This is a genomic window from Xenorhabdus sp. SGI240 (assembly GCF_040081915.1).
GTDB lineage: Bacteria > Pseudomonadota > Gammaproteobacteria > Enterobacterales > Enterobacteriaceae > Xenorhabdus > Xenorhabdus bakwenae.
Window position 1 is genome coordinate 55,739 of sequence record NZ_JBEBMB010000021.1, and the last position, 21,524, is coordinate 77,262.

Genomic DNA, 21,524 nt, shown 5'->3' on the forward strand with positions numbered 1-21,524 from the left:
ATCAGCATTGACCGCACCGACTTGTAGGTGGTAGAAGCAAGGGGGAGCCAATTAGCCGCTCCCCCTTTTTTCCATCTTAAATCACGCGTGGCACTTATTATCTGACTTCACAACCTGACAATGTTTATTAATAATTTATTGGCCTGAATTCGCGACTACATAGGGTTCTATTAATAGCAACTTGGTTAATTCTTTGGATGAAGGCTTACTTTCTTCCCCTTTAGGTACCACAAAAAACTCACCTTGCTTTATTATTACGTGATCATTTTTAAAATCTATACGAAGTTCACCTTCAATAACCATAAATACCTTGTCTTCATCTTCATGTGTGTGCCACATAAAATCACCGTCAGCGAGCAAGATGATTATCTTATATTCATTTGTTTCAGCTATCACCTTCGGTGACCAGATTTCGTCTATTAAATCAAATTCTTGTTTTAAATTATTAACTTTTCTCAATGCGGTAATATGGCTCATGTTATATCCCTTTCCTTTAACTCGTTTTTGGTTTAGGTTTTTAATACTTACCCATTCCCTATAATTATAGTCTTTCCGTTCTTTATAGTGGCATACAGGTAAACAGATTTAAACATTCGGATTATCAAGCACCGAGTGTAGCGCCCCCATCAATGACAATATCTTGCAACGTTATATGGCTTGCTTGGTCGGAGGCCAAAAACAAAATGACGTTGGCTATTTCGTCGGGCTGGGCGATTTTCCCAAGTGGAATGCCGAGTTTAAATTGTTCAGTAAAGCCGTTGATCAGACGCTGATATGCTATATCATCATCGTTGAGCATTCCCTTCAGCATTGGAGTCAGCGTGGAACCGGGTGAAACAATGTTACATCGCACCCCAAAAGGTGCCAGTTCCAATCCCACACTCAGGCACAGACTACGCATCGCAGCTTTAGAAGCGCAGTAAACTGCCATATTAACGCGCGGCACGTGAGCTGCGTTGGAGGCTATTGAAACGATATTGCCGCTGCGCTGACGCTGAAAGTGTGGAATGAGGATTTTAAACAGATTAAATACTGCGCCTGCATTAACGTTGATTGAGCTTTCCCAGTCTTCACGGCTTAACGTTTCAGCAGAGCCGAGACGCAGAATTCCCGCACCGTTAACCAGCACATCCAGCCCATTTTCCTTCAGCAATGGAGGGCAGATTTTTTGCACCGCATGAGCATCGCTGACATCCAGAATGAGCGTCTCAAACGGCATTGAATCAGAAAATTTCAGATCGAATCCAAAAACCCTGGCTCCTGCCTCGTGAAAACGGAGGGCTGTTCGGAAGCCGATACCATTTCCAGCTCCTGTTACCCAGACAGTTTTTCCCTTGAAATCGTTCATTTCTCTTCCAAATCGCCGTTCAGCAGTGCAAGCCAGTTTTGCAACGTTGGTTGTTTCATCAGCGTGATAAAATCAATTTCGCATCCTTCCTGGCGGCACTTTGAGACAAAGGACATTGTGCGTAACGAGTCTAAGCCGTAATCAAGCAGGTTTTCGTCATCATCAATGTCATGTGCATCTTCGTCCAGCGCGGGTTGCAGTATGGCAAGCAGACGTTCACGATCCCATCTACGTTCTACTGCGGGAGGAATAAGTGCCGACAACGCCATAGAGGTACTCAACACGCGTCCGGAACGACCCGCAGTATAGCGAAGCGCCATCATATGCTCTTCCCGGCTGAAATCCGCCAGCGCATCGCTTATCATAAAAGCCTGTATATCGCGCATAAAGGCATCAGTGGCAGTGGTTAGGCAACCGATATGGGCGTACACGCCACAGATCATAAGCTGGTCGCGCTTACATTCTTGCAGATAGGTTTCCAAGTCAGAGCGCTGAAACGCACTGTAGCGCCACTTCACCAACACAGTGTCCTTCGGTTCGGGGGACAATGCTGCTACGATTTTTTGCTGTTCTGGATAGCGGTTCAAGCCAGGTCCCCACATATCATTCAGTAGCGCTCGATCAACGTCATTTTGTTGGTTAGGCTGAGCTGTGTAAAACACGGGAATACCGAGCTCATGGCAACGCGTGCGCAGAGTAACTATGTTGTCGATAACCTGCTGAATCATCTTATTCTTTTCTCCCCAGAAGTTGAGGAAATATTCCTGCATATCATGAATTAGCAGAGCGGCGCGCTGTGGCTCCAACTTCCACTCGACTTTATTTACAGGTAAGGCGGTTTCATCGGGCAGGATATAGTCCTGAAGTTTAGGAATGCTCATGGCATATTTTCTCAATTTTCTAAGGTGGCGCTGGCAAGTGCACGTAACGCCTGTTTGTTGATTTTTCCTACCGGAGTGAGCGGTAACTCCGGTAGACTTTCAAAACGATCGGGGATTTTGTAGTCAGCAATACCTTGCTCGCGTAGCCAGCGACGCAGCACGGCTGGTTTCACGGATCCGCGTTCACGTGTTACCACAAAGGCGCAGGTTTTCTCGCCCATTAGACAATCATTAATAGCGACCAGTGCGGCGTACACCACCGCTGGGTGGCGCAGCAACAGGTGTTCAACCTCTTCAGCGGCAATTTTTTCGCCGCCACGATTTATTTGATCCTTTTCACGTCCAACGACTTTCAGATATCCATCGGGAAACTGAATAACCACGTCGCCAGAACAATAAAACCCGTTACTGTCGAACACCGTCTGGTTATGTTCTGGGCTTCGGTAATAACCTCGAAAGGTGTATGGGCCTCGAGTCATCAGCAATCCAGCCTCTCCGTGCGGTACTGGAAGGCCTTCCCGGTTTGCAACCCATACCTCATCATCCTCACTGATGGGGCATCCTTGAGTTGTGAAGGTATGCGCATCGTCATCGTCTAGTCGGGTGTAGTTCACCAGACCTTCTGCCATACCAAATACTTGTTGGAGTTGGCAGCCCAGCTCTTTTGAAATGCGTCTGGCCAACGTTTCTCCCAGAGGAGCACCGCCGACCTGCATCACTTTCAGACTGGAGAGTTCGTTGGCGTGTCCTCTGATATTGGTATATTCCAGCCAGATGCTGACTGCAGGTGGCACCAGAGCGACGATATTGATCTGATGACGGGCGATGACCGGAAAACATCCATCCGGACTAGGATCGGGGACAAGGATGACCTGACCACCCGCATAAAATACGCCCAGTGCGCCCGGTGAACTCATAGGATAGTTGTGTGCGGCTGGCAGTGCGCAGAGATATCGGGTTTTACTACTGATGTCGCAGATCGGATTGCTGGCGCGGATACTGTAATAATAGTCGTTGTGAGTGCGTGGAATCAGCTTGGGGGTGCCAGTGCTGCCGCCGGAAAGCTGGAAAAATGCGACCTCATCCGCTGGCGTTGGTGTTGGCGTGAAGTCTCCGGGCTCTTCCGATATCAGGCGGGAAAGCGAACGGTTCGAATCTGAATCCTCATGGTGAAGCACCACTATTTTCAATTCCGGACACTTCGCTACCAGAAGATCAATAAAAGTATCATCATGAAACTGGCGATGCTGGCGATCGGCAATGAGTATCTCTGGCGTAATCTGGTGCGCATACGCAGTTAATTCACTGCTCTGGTGGCTATAAAGCGCGTTAACGGGTGCAACGCCCAGGCGCAACAAGGCAAAAAAGACGATATAAAACTCAGCCTCGTTACCAAGCTGTACTAATGCGGTTTGTCCCTGACGCACGCCGCGTCGGTACAGGGAAGCAGCGAGTCGGTTTACTGCTTCATTAAGCTCCCGATAGCTCCAGCACCGCTCCCCGCAGAATAGTGCCACAGCATCGTTCTCGCAGTGAATATCGAGAATCTCGCTCAACGGGCGATCAATCCAATACCCTTTCAGTCGATAACGTTCGGCCATATCCTGAGGCCAGCGACTAAATTCAATCATAATATCTGCTCCTGTTGCGTTGCAAAACCAAGTGCACTCAGCATGGTGTTAAATTTGGTACGGGTTTCCAACCATTCGTTTTCCGGAACAGAGTCCGGAACAATGCCGGCGCCAGCGAATAACTCAATCTGATGAGGCCGAACGTTACCGCAGCGGATCGCCACAACCCATTCCCCGTCTCCGCGAGCGTCACACCAGCCGACAATACCGCCAAACCAGCCACGGTCGAATGGCTCCAGCTCGCCAATCAGGTTGCGGGATGAGGTATAAGGAGAGCCACATAATGCGGGCGTGGGATGAAGCAAGCAGGCAAGAGACAATGCGTTATCGCGATCATCGGACAATATACCCTGAATCTCAGTAGCGAGATGCCAGAGCGTAGGCGTACTGAGCAACGAGGGCTCTGTTGGGATCGTCAGAGACCGGCAGAGATCCGTCAATTGGTGACGGATAGCCTCTGTGACCACCCGATGCTCATGGCGATCCTTTCCAGAGTTGAACAGCTTTTCCCTGGTATTTCTGTCACTAGAGTCATCGTCGCCTCGCCGCGCTGAGCCGGCAAGAGGGCAGGAGCGCAGGACATTCCCCTCTTTACGTAGCAGCAGTTCAGGGCTAGCACCAATCAGAGTGCCATCCGCCAGCGGTAAGTGAAAGTTGTAGCTCTCCGGATTCTGTCTGTTGAGCTGTAGCCATAAGCTCAAAGCGCTAAGCGGGGAGATACTTTCAATCTGTAACAAGCGCGACAGCACTACTTTATTCAGTGCACCGACGCGCAGTGGATTCAAAGCGTTCTCCACCATGCTGCAAAACACATCATGATCTGGAATGTAGTGAGCCTGGCCCTCTACTTGTACCGGAGAATCGGAGAGATTAAAGGCGTGGCGATCGAGCCAGTAGTAGGTCTGCGGAATAAACAGCGAACAGGGTTGACGTTTGTCAAACGGAATAGCTCCCACTACAATGGGGTTTTCTACTCCGGCCTGTTGAGCCTGACGCAGCAACTGTTGCACTTTCTTCTGAAACTCGCTCTCGACATGATGTCCGGATGCAGCAGGATGTGTCAAGGTGGCGAAGCATCCCCGAGCGAGCAGGCTTTTGTGGGGCGACAGAAAGATAAAGTCATCCTCTTGCAACGTTAGTGAAAGAAGATCATTGGTAATACCAGACAAAATCAAGTTCCTCTTGTTGGTGTAGGTGCCCGCTTTTCCCCCCTCCCTGAAAGGAGAAAAATACCGACGGCAACATGAGAGCGAGCCGCCAGCGGTGCCGGATACCAGGTGTTATTAGCGATAACTGGCCGTGGAGGACATGCTGCAGTCATAGCAGTAGAAGCGCGTTTCTTTTCCACAGCAGGAGGCGACATGGTGAGGTTATTGACGTTAAACTGCACGGATGCACCTTTCAGATCGGAAATATTTTTTCTTAGTTTATTGCTTATCATGTAGCAAAAGCGGTGGCTTACGACTTCATCGTTGTGGTTAGATGAATCTAGATAATTAGTGAAGACACTTTTGGTGTAATTTAATGCGTTGGATATGAAAATCGTTTTTTTGCTATCCATCTGGTAACGAGTAACCACGGAGATTATCTGCCGTGGTTTGAGAAGTAGAATCGCCGTTTTGGTGCCTAATACGAGACTTTTCGCTACAATCCTTTCCATTGCCATTTTCATTGCTACTATCCTTTCCATTGGTAGCGTTACGCTTTTCAGCCCCGTGGCTGCACTCCTTATGGTCTCTTCCCCATCGCTGGCTGCTTACAGGCGGTGCCGGAAATCCAATTTGACAAAACGTTCATCAGGAGAGGTATGAGCGTCTGAGAAGGAAATCGCCATTACAATATTTTAAATGTAAATGATTATCAATTTAATTTGCATTATTAATTAATGCCATTTTCTTGTAAAAGTTCCGGTCACATATCCAACCCGTTGATGATTGTGCATGATCGCTCTTTTTTCAGAGAGATTAAATGGCGACGGTTGAAATAAGATGTTGATTTTGTCAGCAAACTGAATTCGTCAAAAAACACGGTAAAGGCGATGCAGGGCATCAACGTTCAGCTCATCGGGAAAAAGTTCACGCAACGGATTGAATACACGACCAAATAATCCATCTATGTAATCACGTATAGTTACCATTCACATTGAAAATAATATTTATCACGATGATATTTATTAATATTGCCATACTATAAATCACACTTGCAGTTTTATAAGAAAAAAATAACTATAGTGGATTGAGTAAGCAGATATATGAATTTTCATATTAATTATAACCTTCGACAATGGCTTTTTTATGACTCTAATAGCTTATTTATATCGTCAATCTTGGGTATTACTGTTGGTATCGACAATAAGCGCATTAATTAGTGGGTTTGCCGGTGCTTCGATAGTCGGGATGATCAGTCAAGGCGTCACAGAAGAGATTAACCTAATTACATTTCTTTGGAGTTTTTTTGGCATCTGTTTTATTTTTTTTATTACTAAAACCGTGTCAGAAATTACATTATCTCACTTAGCCCAGTCCACGGTTTTTTCATTACGCCTAAGTTTAAGTAATAAAATTTTGCGGGCACCACTCAAAAAACTGCATAAACTTGGGCGGCACGGTTTATTGGCGGTTTTAACCAAAGATGTCGATGTTTTTGTACATTCCTTTATGTTGGCCCCCTCCGTTTTTGGTAATATCACCCTAATCATCGCCTGTTTTAGTTATTTGGCCTGGATGTCCTGGCAACTGTTTCTCATTTTAGCGGCACTCAGCCTTATCGGAATGTATGTGTTTTATCTGTGGGAAAAATATCCATTACAATTAATGACAGATATGCGTGATCAAATAGATAAAATATACCTTAATTTCCAAAGCCTGATTGATGGTAGTAAAGAGCTGCAACTCAATAAACAAAAAGGTCATCTTTTCATTAGCAAAGTGATTGCGCCTGCCGCCAAAGTATTCCAGGAGATCTGTGTTAAAGCGAATTCCAGCTATGCCTGGGTGATTAATGCCAGTTCTGTTACATTTTATGCCATGATTGGTATTATTATTTTTGTTGTTCCGATTTGGCTTCCCCAGGAACCAGCAACATTGGTGACTGTATCGCTGCTTGTTCTTTTCTTATCAGGCCCAATCAGTGAAGTTATTGGAGCAATTCCAGAACTGAGAGAAGCGGAAGTTTCATTGAATAAAATGCGGCGTCTTGACAGCCAACTGGATGAAGCCCTGGCGGTACACATTGAAGGCACGAATCCATTTAGCAAGCAACAAGCCATCGAGATTGAACTGAAAGAGGTTGTCCACCATTACACAACGGACAAAGAAGATCGCCAGTTTGCACTCGGTCCATTAAGTTTGAAAATATCGCAAGGCGAAATTGTTTTTATCGTCGGTGGGAATGGCAGTGGGAAAACAACGCTCGCCATGTTGCTTGTTGGCCTGTTTGAGCAAGAATCCGGTACTATCTCATTAAACGGTGTGCAAGTAACATCAGCGAATAATGAACATTATCGCCAGCATTTTGCGGCCGTTTTTTCTGATTACCATCTGTTTGAGCAGTTACTCAACAGCGATGCAAATGTTACTGAAAAAGCAACACATTATATTGAAGCATTAAACATGGCACACAAAGTTAAAATCGTTGATGGCGAATTTTCCACCACAAATCTTTCCGCAGGTCAACGGAAACGACTGGCTTTAGTTTCAGCTTATCTGGAAGATCGTCCTATTTATCTGTTTGATGAGTGGGCAGCCGATCAGGACCCTGTATTTAAACGCTTATTCTATACTGAGCTGCTGCCAGAATTAAAAGCCAGAGGTAAAACTGTCCTGGTTATTAGTCATGATGATGCTTACTTTAATATAGCTGACCGCATTATCAAATTAGAAGATGGTCATATTAAAGAAGTTGATCGTAAGGACCATTATATTCAATAAAATGAAATAAAGCTTATAGCAAAGAGCCTAATAAAACAGGCTCTTATTTCACTTTATATCCCTAAAAAAGCTTGAGCAACAAAGTGAACAAAAAAATCACCAATGGCAATAAAATTTATCACATAATACCTATACTCGATAAACGTCAAGTTGCAATCCGCAAGACGACGCGAGGTCTTATATTTCCTTGCTGCGCTGGGAAATATAGCAGGCATATTAAATTTTAATTGGTACCTAATAAAATTAGACACATTAGAAAAACATTATTAGAAATGTGCAATAGGATTATTTAATGTGAGATTATCTAATTTTGTAATAAACATAATCTCCTCAGCGATAAGAAGAGATTAAATAAATATAAAAATAAGACTGTTCTTTTTTATTAGAATGGTCGGTTATTTTTATTGTGTAATCCCAAGTGTGATTTCTTGTTTTATCAGTTCTCATGTTTTTATTTTTAATGTACCCATAAAAAGGGAGCTATAGAATGAATTACCCTGAAAAATTGAAATCATTCCCTTTATCAGAAGCTCAACGTAGCCGCTGGTTTCAATATCAAATTGCCCCGGATAAACGCGGTCAAAATAATAGTGCATTTTGTGCTCACATTAAAGGATTAACGGCTACGTGTTTAGAAGAAGCTCTCAATAAATTGGTACAAAGACATCCGATGCTGCGGGCAAGTTTTGGACTATACCCCGGCGAATTAGGCTATTGCATCGCAGACAGCGCTAACATCACACTGACAATACATGATGCCCAATATCTTAGCGAAGAAACGCTTAAACAGCGTGTTCAGGAGGATTGCTGGCATAGGTTTGATCTCACCGAACCGCTGCGGGTTTATGCCAGTTGGTATCAACGCAATCCACAAGAAAGCGTCATGGTCTTGACCTTTGATCATCTGGCCGTTGATGGCTGGTCTTATTGGATACTGTTAGATGAACTTGATGCTCTGCTTTCTGCAACCCCCCTGGAACCCGCACCAGAAAATAGTTTCCACGATTATGTGGAATGGCAACAACAATGGCTGAAAAGTGCCAGCGCCAAAAAACAACAACAATTCTGGCAAAACACCCTGGCAGGCGATTTAGCCGTATTGCAATGGCCACCGAAAAACAGCACCTTGCCCGCCACAGGAAAAATATCTTTAAAGAAAATCATTAACAAGTCACTGACGCGTAAGCTACAAGCATTGGCACTAAAATATGATAACAGCCTGTTTGCTGTTTTTCTGGCTGCCTACCAAATTCTTCTGAGCCGTTATACCGAAGTCGATGATGTCATTATCGGTTCTATTTTGCCGGGAAGAGGCCGTGCTCGTTGGGGAAAATTAGTCGGCGAATTTATCAATCCGGTGGCTTTACGCTGCCAGATAAACGGTGATATGACCGTACAGGAACATATCACTCAAGCGACGAAGACCATCCGACAGGGGATTGAAAACCAGAAATATCCGTTTTCCAGGATACTGGAACAACTGAAACTGCAACGCAATGCAGACGTTCACCCCGTATTCCAGACGGTCATGATATTCCAGAAAGCCAGATATACGGGTGATCTCACCACCCTCTGGATGGCGGAAGATGACAATGTCACGGTACAGTGGGGAAATGCAGAGTTGCGGCCCTTCCCGTATCCTCTCTATGCCGATGTCCCCGTTCCATTGATGATAAATGTCTTAGAAGCCGGTGATCATATCGGCTATACCTTTTATTATGACACTGCAATATTTGATGCCGCATTCATCTCCCAGCTTATGCAGAACCTCTTGACTCTGCTGGAAGCGATGGTCGGTGACGAACAACAGACAATTGATCGTTTACCATTGATGGATGAACAGGCACGTCAGCAACTCCTTCATAATTTTAACAATACGGATAATCCCTTCCCGCAACACGCCTTAATCCATCAATTTGTTGAGCAACAAGCCGCACGCAACCCAACTGCCATTGCACTGCTGTACGGGAATACGCAACTCAGTTATATGGAATTGAATCAGCGGGCTAACCAGCTAGCTCACGCTCTTGTCGCTGCGGGAATTCATCCAGATGATCGCGTCGCCATTTGCATGGTGCGTAGTTTAGATATGGTCATTAGTCTGCTGGGGATTTTAAAAGCGGGGGCAGCTTATGTGCCACTCGATCCTGAATATCCCGCAGACAGGCTCGCTTATATCCTGTCAGACAGCGAACCTGTGGTCCTGCTGACCCATCATGGCTTGCAAGAACAATTGCCCGTGACCGAAATGCCTGTCTGGTTTTTAGATAACTCAACCGTTCAGGCCAATCTTGCCCGTCAGGATGATGATAACCTGGAAGCTTCTCATTTAGGGCTGACATCGCGTCATCTGGCCTATGTACTCTATACCTCTGGCTCCACGGGATCCCCCAAAGGCGTGATGAATGAGCACCGCAGTGTGGTTAACCGTTTGCTCTGGGCGCAGGATACTTATCAATTAACCCCGCAAGATCGCGTTTTACAAAAAACACCATTCAGTTTTGATGTTTCTGTTTGGGAGTTCTTCCTTCCCCTGATGGTTGGGGGTCAATTAGTGATGGCTCGCCCCGGCGGTCATAAAGAACCGCACTATTTATTGGAAGAGATAGAAAGCCGTCAAATCACGACGATCCACTTTGTGCCTTCCATGTTGCAAAGTTTTCTTCATGATATTCCGGCCGGACGCTGCCTTTCCCTGCGCCAGATTTTATGCAGTGGGGAAGCACTGCCTTATGCCTTGCAACAACACTGTCTGTCCCACTTGCCTCACAGCGAACTGCATAATTTATATGGTCCCACGGAGGCAGCCATTGATGTCACGGCCTGGCAGTGTGTTCCGGGTCGCTATATCGGGCAGGTGCCGATTGGGTATCCTATTGCCAATATCCGAATCTATATTCTCGATCCCCACGGAGAAGTCGTTCCAATAGGTATGGCGGGGGAAATTTATATCGGTGGAGTGGGTGTTGCCCGTGGTTATTTGAACCTGCCTGAATTGACCGCTGAACGTTTTATTAACGACCCATTCAATGCCGGACCTGATGCTCGTCTGTATAAAACCGGCGATCTGGGACGTTGGCTACCGGATGGCAGTATCGCCTATCTGGGACGCAATGATTTTCAAGTCAAAATTCGCGGATTGCGTATTGAGCTGGGGGAAATTGAAACCTGCCTGACCCAGTGTGCAGGCATTCGTGAAGCGGTGGTTGTTGCCCGTGAAAATGGAACCCATGACAAGCGGCTGGTTGCCTATTTGATCCCAAATCAGGATAGCAAACCGGGCATTTCTCAACTACGTGAGCAACTAAGCCGCACTCTCGCCGATTACATGATACCGAGTGCCTTTGTGGTGATGGAGGCGTTTCCTCTCTCCCCGAATGGCAAACTCGATCGCAAGGCCCTGCCTGCTCCCGATCATGCGGCCATGTCAAGTCGTGAATATGCGGCTCCAGAAGGCGAAACGGAAGAGCAGTTGGCCGTCATTTGGCAAGTGTTATTGGGACTGGATCGGATAAGCCGCTATGACAACTTCTTTGAATTGGGCGGACATTCACTGCTAGTACTACAGCTACAGTCGCAAATAAAACAAACATTTGATGTTGAATTATCTATTCATCAACTGTTTTCCCACCCAACCCTCTGTCAACTTGAAGAATGCATTATCGACTCTCTATTAGGGCAATTTGATTCAGAATCCCTACAAGATATTTATAAATCAATGAATTAGATTTTAATTTACTTTGTTTTAAGTGGTGATAATCCAATGAATAATAACGAGCTTTCATCTCTACCCTTAGCGGAACGCAGAAGACTACTTGAGTTAGCCACATCAGCAAAACTAACCCGCCAATCGACGAAAAAAACAACAATCACAGCTCAATCGCGTGATAACGGCGTGCCATTATCCTGGACACAACAACGTTTATGGTTCCTTGCTCAATTAGATCCTGCTGCACAAACGGCATACCATATGTCAGTGGGGTTGAATCTAAAGGGCAAACTGAATCTGAATGCCTTGCAAGCAGCCCTGGATCGTATTGTGGCGCGCCATGAAATTCTCCGTACCACGATCATGACGGCAGAAGACGAAGCACAGCAAATTATCCATGATGCAGATTGTGGTTTTCCGCTGATACAAGAAGATTTCAGCCAGCTATATTCAGAACAGGGAACGACATCAGAACAGCAAGCGGCCATTGAAAAAGTCGCCTGTCTTGAGGCAAACCACCCCTTTGATTTTGTTAATGGCCCATTAGCACGGGGACGTTTGCTAAAACTGGCAGAAGATCAGCATATTCTGCTGTTAACTCAGCACCATATTATCTCTGATGGCTGGTCAGTCAGTCTCTTTATGCAAGAACTGTCCGCTCTTTATCGTGCATTCAGTCAAGGGCAGCCTGATCCAATGCCCGCCCTGACCATTCAGTATGCTGATTATGTTCTCTGGCAGAAAAATGAGTTGCAGGGAAAAGGGCTGGAAAAACAGGTCGAATTCTGGCGTAACGCCCTGCAAGGTGCGCCCGCACTTCTGGAAGTCCCCACTGACCGTCCGCGCCCTGTGAAGCAGAGCTATATTGGCGGACGCGTTAATATTGCTCTGCCTCCTGCATTGCAGGCTGGTTTAAAAGAACTCAGCCAACGTCACGGAACAACCCTATTTATGACGTTACTGGCGGGATGGGCTACATTGCTCTGCCGCCTCAGTGGTCAGGATGATATTGTGATTGGTACGCCCATTGCTAATCGTCAACAACCTGAATTAGCCCCTTTAATCGGCTTTTTTGCCAATACATTAGCATTACGTGTGCAATTGCATGATAACCCGAGTGTCAATGAACTTCTGGCACAAGTAAAAGAACAAGCAATCAATGCATTTGCCCATCAAGACCTGCCCTTCGAACAACTGGTCGAGATTTTGCAGCCTCCGCGCAGCCTGAGCCATAGCCCAATTTTTCAGGTTATGCTGGCAACCAATAATACGCCGGGACAACGGCATTTCGACCTGCCGGGATTGGTATTGGATGAGCGGCCATTAATCAGGAATAGTGCTTATTTTGACCTGACATTAACGCTGGATGAAACTGAAAAGGGGTTAGTGGGTGATCTGGAATATGCCCGTGATCTGTTCGACCACGCCACGATTGAGCGTATGGTCAGCCATTTAAACACCTTACTGGCGGCAATGGTGACTGATGATAGCCAGCGTGTGGCTGAACTACCGCTGATCACCCCCCAACAGCGCCAACAATTGTTGGTGGATTTTAATGACACTGCCCTCACCTACCCACAGGATAAATTGATCCACCAGCTCTTTGAACAACACGCAGAGTCGATGCCTGATGCTATTGCCCTGGTGTATCAAGATACGCAACTGAGTTATGCCGAACTAAACCAGCGTGCCAACCAACTGGCACACAGCCTGATTGCCTTTGGCATACGCCCAGACGACCGCGTGGCTCTGTGCGTCGGGCGCAGCCCGGATATGATCATGGGCATGTTGGGCATTCTCAAAACAGGAGCAGGTTACGTTCCGTTCGATCCAGAATATCCTGCCGAACGATTGGCGTACCAGTTATCAGACAGCACACCAAAGCTATTGCTGACGCAAAAACAGTTACAGGCAAGTTTACCGCCGACGGAGGTGCCGATCTGGTTGCTGGATGATGAAAATTATCTAAATGTTGTGGCGCAACAGCCAACCCACAATCCTGATGCCCGCCAATCAGGGCTTCTGCCACATCATCTGGCCTATATTATCTACACCTCCGGTTCGACCGGATTGCCTAAAGGGGTGATGCTGGAACACCGCAATGTCGTCAATTTTATCCATGCTCAACATCAAATCAGCCACCCCCAACCCGGGGATCGCATTCTGCAATTTGCGACCGTGGCATTCGATACCTCGGTATCAGATATTTTCCCGACACTGGCTGCGGGGGCGACTTTAGTCCTGCGTCCTGCCCATATCCGTGTGCCGGATACGGAATTTATTGATTTTTTACGGCAGCAGAAGATCACCATTATGGATGTGCCGACGGCGTTCTGGCACCAATGGGTACAGGAGATGAAAGCCGATCGTACAGGTTTCAGCCCTGACCTGCATACGGTTATTGTCGGTGGAGAGAAAGCGGAATACCGCCATTGGCTGGATTGGCAATCATTACCCGAAACGCAATGCTGCCGTTGGATCAACACCTATGGCCCAACGGAAACCACCGTTATCGTAACGTCACTGATCCTAACGGGTGGCGCCTCCACCGAGATTGTAAACAACATTCCTATTGGCCGCCCCAATGCCAATTCCCGTATTTATATTCTTGATCCTTTCGGCCACCCCGTACCCATCGGTGTCAGCGGGGAGATTTATATTGGCGGCGCCGGTGTCGCCCGTGGTTACTTAAACCGACCGGAACTGACGGCAGAACGCTTCATCCCCGATCCATTCAGCAAGGAAGCTAATGCACGCCTGTATAAAAGCGGCGATCTGGGGCGCTGGCTGCTAGACGGCAACATTGAATATTTAGGCCGCAATGATTTTCAGGTCAAACTGCGTGGCTTCCGTATTGAATTAGGCGAAATCGAAGCGCAATTGGCAACTTGTGACGGCGTTAAAGATGTGGTGGTTATTGCCCGTGAAGAAACGGCTGGCGACAAGCGTCTGGTTGCCTACCTGATACCACAACCTGATGTTACGCTCACCCCTTCCCATCTGCGTGAACAATTGAGCATCCATCTGATGGAGCACATGATCCCCAGTGCATTTGTCATACTGGAGGCATTCCCGCTGACCGGCAGTGGTAAATTAGATCGCAAGGCCTTGCCAGCACCGGATCGTACTGCAATCGCCAGCCGTGAATACGAAGCCCCTCAAGGGGAAATTGAGCGGAAACTGGCGGAAGTCTGGCAATCCCTGCTGGGGCTGGAGCAAGTAGGACGTCACGATAATTTCTTTGAATTGGGTGGACACTCTTTGCTGACAGTACAGATGGCTACCCGCTTACGCCAGATTTTCAACAGCAAAGTGGACTTGCAAGATCTATTCACCCATCCAATTTTGTCCGATTTGGCACAATCGTTGGATACCGCCAATCAACCAGCACCGCATGCCACACAACCGGTGATACTCCCCGCCGACCGACAACAAGTCCTGCCACTCTCCTGGGCACAACAACGCCTGTGGTTCCTGGCGCAGTTAGATCCTGCCGCCCAAACGGCATATCACATCTCTGGCGGGTTGCGTCTGAAAGGCCAGCTAAACCTGAATGCGCTGCAAGCGGCTCTGGATAGGATCGTTGCCCGCCATGAAATTCTGCGCACAACGATCAACATGGAGGATGGTATCGCCCGGCAAGTGATTGCCGATGCAGAGCGTGGCTTCACGTTGATCATTAAAGATTTCAGTCAATCAACTGAGACAGAAAAACAGGCGGCTATTGATGCCGCCGCTCAATTTGAAACTCACCATCCCTTTGATTTTGCTCTGGAACCATTAATTCGCGGACAATTGTTAAAACTCGCCAGTGATGAACATGTTCTGTTGTTGACTCAGCACCACATGATTTCGGATGGCTGGTCATTGAACATCCTGATATATGAATTCACCACCCTCTACCGTGCTTTCATTCAGGAACAACGCGATCCACTGCCTGCACTGACAATACAATATGCTGACTATGCCCTCTGGCAGCGACAATGGCTACAGGGGGACGTGCTGGAAAAACAGGTCAGTTTCTGGCGAAAAGCGCTGCAAGGTGCCCCTGCGTTACTGGAACTGCCGACAGACAGGCCACGCCCTGCGGTTCAGAGCTACCATGGTGATCACGTGGCATTCACCCTTTCACCTGCATTAAGTGATGGCTTAAAGGCATTGAGCCAGCGCCATAGTTCCACATTATTCATGACATTACTGGCAGCATGGTCAATCCTGCTTGCCCGCATCAGTGGTCAGCAAGATGTTGTTATCGGAACGCCGATCGCTAACCGACAGCACAGTGAATTAGAACCGTTGATCGGTTTCTTCGCCAATACGCTGGCGCTCAGGGTGAAACTGGAGGATAACCCCACCGTTGGCGCGTTATTGGCACAAGTCAAAGCCCATGCACTGGCAGCCTATGTACATCAGGACTTACCCTTTGAACAACTGGTCGAAGCGCTGCAACCGCCACGTAGCTTAAGTTATAGCCCGATATTTCAGGTCATGCTCGCGCTGGATAACACACCGATCCAGCAATCTCTTGAATTACCCAATTTAGAACTGGATGAACTGCCATTAACCCGAAGAAGCACCCATTTCGATCTGTCACTTTCCATGAACGATACCGAAAATGGGATAATCGGTGAGTTGGAATATGCCAGTGATCTGTTTGATCGAGCCAGCATTGAACGGCTCGCCAGCTATCTGCAAACCCTATTAGCCGCGATGGTTGCTGATGATTCTCTGCGGATACACGATTTACCGTTGCTGCAAACGCAACAACGCAGGCAATTATTGGTGGATTTCAATAATACCAATCTGGTCTATCCGCAAGATAGGTTGATCCACCAACTGTTCGAGCAACAAGCGGAACAAACACCTGATGCGATTGCATTAGTGTTTGGCGATAGCCAACTGAGTTACAACGCATTAAATCGTCATGCTAACCAACTGGCTCATCATCTGATTGCATCTGGTGTACGCCCCGATGATCGCATTGCTCTCTGTGTCGATCGTAGTCTGGATATGATTATCGGTATGTACGGTATCCTGAAAGCGGGAGCCGGCTATGTGCCGCTCGATCCAGAATACCCCTTAGAACGGCTGGCCTATCAATTATCAGACAGTAAGCCAGTCTGGTTGTTGACTCAGCGCCATTTACAGGCACATTTGCCGGCGCAGGATATTCCCACCTTGTTGTTGGATGATGATGACCACCGTAACGCGGTAGCACAGCAACCCAGCCATAACCCTGATATCCGCCAAATGGGGCTGCAACCGCATCATCTGGCTTATATCATCTATACCTCCGGCTCCACCGGACAGCCTAAAGGGGTGATGCTGGAGCACCGCAATGTAGTGAACTTTATCCATGCGCAACATAAGACCAGCGAACCTAAACCGGGTGATCGCATCCTGCAATTTGCCACCATCGCATTTGATACCTCGGTATCGGATATTTTCCCGACGCTGGCAGCCGGTGCAACACTGGTTCTGCGACCGCCTCATATCCGCATACCGGATGCAACCTTCGTCGCCTTCCTGCGCGAACAGAAGATCACCATTATGGATATGCCCACGGCCTTCTGGCACCTGTGGGTACAGGAGATGATGGCCGGACGCAGTGGTTTCAGCCCCTATCTGCACACCCTGATTGTCGGCGGTGAAAAAGCGGAGTACCGTCATTTAATCAGCTGGCTGTCTCACCCGGAAACGCAATCCTGCCGCTGGATTAACTCCTATGGCCCGACAGAGGCAACGGTGATTGCCACGACATTAAAGCTGGATCACCAACATCCACCGCACTTCGAAAGTGTTATCCCGATTGGTTATCCACTGCCTAATACCCGCGTTTATATCCTGGATACGCACGGCCAGCCGGTGCCGATTGGGGTGAGTGGCGAAATTCATCTTGGTGGCGCAGGCGTTGCCCGTGGTTATCTCAATCAACCCGATTTAACCACAGAGAAATTTATTCCTGATCCCTTTAGTGAACAAACAGATGCCCGTATGTATAAAACCGGCGATCTGGGGCGCTGGTTGCCCAATGGCACCATTGAATATCTGGGGCGCAACGATTTTCAGGTCAAGATACGCGGTTTCCGCATTGAACTGGGGGAAATTGAAGCACAACTGGCCGCTTGCGAAGGCGTCAGTGATGCCGTGGTGATTGCCCGTGAAGAGGAAAAGGGTGATAAGCGCCTGATTGCTTACCTCATTCCACAATCAGGCGTTCCCCTCAATCCAGCCTATCTGCGTGAACAACTGAGCGTCAGTTTGATGGAACATATGCTCCCCAATGCCTTTGTTATACTTGATTCTTTCCCGCTGACCGCCAATGGCAAGCTGGATCGCAAAGCCCTGCCAGCACCGGACCACTCTGCCATTGTCAGCCGCGAATATGAAGCGCCTCAAGGAAAAACTGAACAAACCCTGGCCGCAGTTTGGCAGTCTCTGCTGGGACTGGAGCAAGTTGGACGCCATGACAATTTTTTTGAACTGGGTGGACACTCTTTACTGGTGGTCAATCTGATCGAGGAATTACGCCAGCATGACCTATTCCTTGATGTCAGTACCGTCTTCTCGGCACCAACACTGGCAGCCATGAGCACTCGTTTAAACCAAAATACCGCTCAAGGTATCACCGAACTGACTATTCCGCCAAACCTGATCCACGAAGACAGCCAGACTCTTACCCCAGACATGCTGCCTCTGGTGGAATTGACACAAAACCAGATCGAGGAGATTGTCCACCTCGTTCCCGGCGGTATCACCAATATTCAAGATATCTACCCGCTTGGGCCATTACAGGCGGGTATCCTGTTCCACCATTTGCTGGAAACCGAAGGCGATCTCTATCTGGACAATCAGCTTATGGCGTTCGACAGCCGGGCACGTCTAGAGACTTTCTTACAGGTACTGCAACAAGTCATTGATCGGCACGATATCCTGCGCAGTGCTGTGCATTGGCAAGAATTGCCCGAACCTGTTCAGATTGTTTATCGTCGGGCACCGCTGCCGATTATTGAACACGCGTTGTTAACAGAAGCGCAATTACGTCATCTCACTGACCCACGCACGGTGCGAATGGAAATCACCAAAGCCCCACTTCTGGCGGCACATACCGCCCGGGATCCTGAATCTGGGCAGTGGCTGCTCTCCTTATTACATCACCATTTAGTTTGCGACCACATTTCATTGGGTATGATCTTTAATGAGATTAACGCACTGATCCTGGGAGAAAGTGACACCCTGCCTGTTCCCCTGCCTTACCGTAATTTTATCGCCCAAGCCCGTAGCGTGCCGCAGGAAGTCCATCAAACCTATTTCCGCGAGCAACTTGGGGATGTTGAAGAGCCAACTCTGCCCTTTGGATTACTTGACGACCTCAAAGAAACAAAGCGCAATAAAATCGTAGAGCATACCCTCACACTGGATAGCGAACTCGCCCACAACCTGCGTAACTGCGCCCGTCAACTCGGCATGAGTGCCGCAGTGCTGTTCCATGTCGCATGGGCACAAGTATTAGCCCGATGCAGTGGGCGAAGCGATGTGGTGTTTGGCACGGTCCTGCTGGGACGCTTACAGGGCGGAGTCGGCGCTTCCGAAGTACTGGGTATGTTTATCAATACCCTGCCTGTCCGCATTCGGTTACAGGAGCGTACCGTTAAGCAGGCAGTCCGGGAAACCCAGCGACAACTCAGTGAATTGCTCGATCACGAGCAAGCATCATTGGCCGTTGCCCAGCGTTGCAGTGGCATCCAGGCCCCATTACCGTTGTTTAACAGCCTGCTGAACTTCCGCCATAGCCCACGTCATGGATCTCAATCTGCATCGTTGGCATGGGAAGGTGTGCAGATACTCAGTGGTGAAGAACGCAGTAACTATCCACTGTCACTGGATATCGATGATTTTGATGATGGATTTGCACTTACCGCACAGTGCAATCAACAGATTAATCCGGCGCGCATCAATGCCTGTATGGATATCGCTTTGCGAGGCATTATTGCAGCCCTGCAACACGCACCGGAACAGAAAATTGAATCACTCGATATCCTCCCGCCAGAAGAGCGTATTCAGGTATTGGAAACCTTTAATGATACTGCCGTCGATCTTCCGCCCGAGTTTTTAATTCACCCACTGTTTGAACAGCAAGTGGAACGGACACCTGATGCCACCGCACTGGTGTTTGGTGCAAGCCAATTGAGCTATGCCGAATTGAACTACCATGCCAATCAACTGGCTCATCATCTGATTGCATCCGGTGTACGCCCCGATGATCGCATTGCTCTCTGTGTCGATCGTAGTCTGGATATGATTATCGGTATGTACGGTATCCTGAAAGCGGGTGCTGGTTATATTCCGCTCGATCCAGAATACCCCACAGAACGGCTGACCTATCAATTATCAGACAGTAAGCCAGTCTGGTTGTTGACTCAGCGCCATTTACAGGCACATTTGCCGGCACAGGATATTCCCACCCTGTTGCTGGATGATGATGACCACCGTAACGCGGTAGCACAACAACCTATTCATAACCCTGATATTCGCCGAATGGGGCTTCAACCCCATCATCTGGCCTATATCATCTATACCTCCGGCTCTACCGGACAGCCCAAAGGCGTGATGCTGGAACACCGCAATGTGGTGAACTTTATCCATGCCCAGCGCCAGACCAGCCAACCACAATGGGGTGATCGTATTCTGCAATTTGCCACGGTGGCGTTTGATACTTCGGTATCTGATATTTTCCCGACTCTCGCATCCGGTGCCACTCTGGTTCTGCGTCCACCTCATATCCGCATACCGGATGCGACATTTGTCGCCTTCCTGCGCGAACAGAAGATCACCATCATGGATATGCCTACCGCCTTCTGGCATCAATGGGTACAGGAGATGATGGCGGGGCGCAGTGGTTTCAGCCCCTATCTGCACACCCTTATTGTCGGCGGTGAGAAAGCAGAGCATCGCCATCTAATGAACTGGCTGTCTCACCCGGAAACGCAATCCTGCCGCTGGATTAACTCCTATGGCCCGACTGAGGCAACGGTGATTACCACGACATTGACCGTAGATAAATTGACGAGAGATAACCCGCAAGTTCCATATATTAATGACAATATTCCGATTGGTCGCCCATTGCCCAATACCCGTATCTATATTTTGGATACCCTCGGTCAACCGGTGCCTATTGGTGTCAGTGGTGAAATTCACATCGCTGGTTCAGGTGTCGCACGGGGTTATCTGAATAAGCCGGAGATGACTGCGGAGAAATTTGTTGCCGATCCATTCAGCGTACAGCCAAATGCGCGCATGTACAAAACCGGTGACTTAGGACGCTGGTTGCCAAACGGCATGATTGCGTATCTGGGACGCAACGATTTTCAAATCAAGATACGCGGCTTTCGCATTGAACTGGGGGAAATTGAAGCACAACTGGCTAGCTGTGAAGGCGTCAGGGATGCCGTGGTCATCGCCCGTGAAGAAGAAACCGGCGACAAACGTCTGGTGGCCTATGTCATTCCACAATCCGGTTTCACACCAGATGCCAATAGGCTGCGTGAACAACTGAATAACCGTCTGGCGAGTTATATGGTGCCTGGCGCGTTTATTGTGCTGGAAGCCTTCCCGCTAACCGGAAGCGGCAAATTAGATCGCAAAGCCCTGCCAGCGCCAGATCGTTCAGCCATCGCCAGCCGTGAATACGAAGCACCCCAGGGTGAAATCGAACAGCAAATTGCCGCTATCCTACAGAATTTATTGGGGTTAGAACAAATAGGACGCCATGACAGCTTCTTTGATCTGGGTGGAAATTCCCTATCAATCATTCAGTTAATGGCAAGATTACGTGATGCATTCCATCTTGAAGTGTCCATTCAAGACATATTTACCCATCCAGAACTTTCTGAACTCGCCGGGCTTATCGCATCAAGACAGATCGAAACCTTTTTCGCACAAGAAGATATCGAATTGCTGCAAAAAGAATTGGAAAACTTGTCCGAAGATGAACTGCGTGCCCTGCTAAATGGAGATAATTAATTA

9 protein-coding genes are annotated in these 21,524 nt (G+C 48.0%); 3 read left to right on the plus strand and 6 right to left on the minus strand.

Annotation, left to right across the window (positions count from 1 at the left end; translation table 11 throughout):
* Positions 1-135: 135 nt before the first annotated feature.
* From ABLA76_RS05155 to ABLA76_RS05180, 6 genes are all read right to left on the minus strand, one after another.
* The gene (locus ABLA76_RS05155) at positions 136-477 is read right to left on the minus strand and encodes a cupin domain-containing protein (RefSeq protein WP_348987122.1); all 342 of its coding nucleotides are present in this window, start codon (positions 475-477) and stop codon (positions 136-138) included.
* 124 nt (positions 478-601) lie between these two features.
* Positions 602-1,348 (minus strand): 2,3-dihydro-2,3-dihydroxybenzoate dehydrogenase, encoded by a 747-nt coding sequence (gene dhbA / locus ABLA76_RS05160; RefSeq protein WP_348987123.1) that lies wholly within the window; start codon positions 1,346-1,348, stop codon positions 602-604.
* Entirely contained in the window at positions 1,345-2,229 is an 885-nt protein-coding gene (locus ABLA76_RS05165; protein WP_348987124.1) for an isochorismatase family protein, read from the minus strand. Before ABLA76_RS05165 ends, dhbA begins: the two co-directional genes overlap by 4 nt.
* Positions 2,230-2,240: 11 nt before the next feature.
* Entirely contained in the window at positions 2,241-3,863 is a 1,623-nt protein-coding gene (locus tag ABLA76_RS05170) for a (2,3-dihydroxybenzoyl)adenylate synthase (RefSeq protein WP_348987132.1), read from the minus strand.
* Positions 3,857-4,924: an isochorismate synthase gene (locus ABLA76_RS05175; RefSeq protein WP_348987125.1), complete on the minus strand. Its 1,068-nt coding sequence runs from the start codon at positions 4,922-4,924 to the stop codon at positions 3,857-3,859. Before ABLA76_RS05175 ends, ABLA76_RS05170 begins: the two co-directional genes overlap by 7 nt.
* Positions 4,925-5,031: 107 nt before the next feature.
* Positions 5,032-5,532 (minus strand): hypothetical protein, encoded by a 501-nt coding sequence (locus tag ABLA76_RS05180; RefSeq protein ID WP_348987126.1) that lies wholly within the window; start codon positions 5,530-5,532, stop codon positions 5,032-5,034.
* A 622-nt stretch (positions 5,533-6,154) separates the two neighbouring features.
* Between ABLA76_RS05180 and ABLA76_RS05185 the strand changes: the two genes are divergently transcribed.
* The 3 genes from ABLA76_RS05185 to ABLA76_RS05195 all read left to right on the plus strand — a co-directional run bounded on the left by ABLA76_RS05185 (position 6,155) and on the right by ABLA76_RS05195 (position 21,521).
* Positions 6,155-7,789, plus strand: coding sequence for a cyclic peptide export ABC transporter (locus tag ABLA76_RS05185; protein WP_348987127.1), 1,635 nt, complete (start codon positions 6,155-6,157; stop codon positions 7,787-7,789).
* Between the two features lie 487 nt (positions 7,790-8,276).
* Positions 8,277-11,516: an amino acid adenylation domain-containing protein gene (locus ABLA76_RS05190; protein WP_348987128.1), complete on the plus strand. Its 3,240-nt coding sequence runs from the start codon at positions 8,277-8,279 to the stop codon at positions 11,514-11,516.
* A 36-nt stretch (positions 11,517-11,552) separates the two neighbouring features.
* Positions 11,553-21,521, plus strand: coding sequence for an amino acid adenylation domain-containing protein (locus ABLA76_RS05195; RefSeq protein WP_348987129.1), 9,969 nt, complete (start codon positions 11,553-11,555; stop codon positions 21,519-21,521).
* The last annotated feature ends 3 nt before the right edge of the window (positions 21,522-21,524 follow it).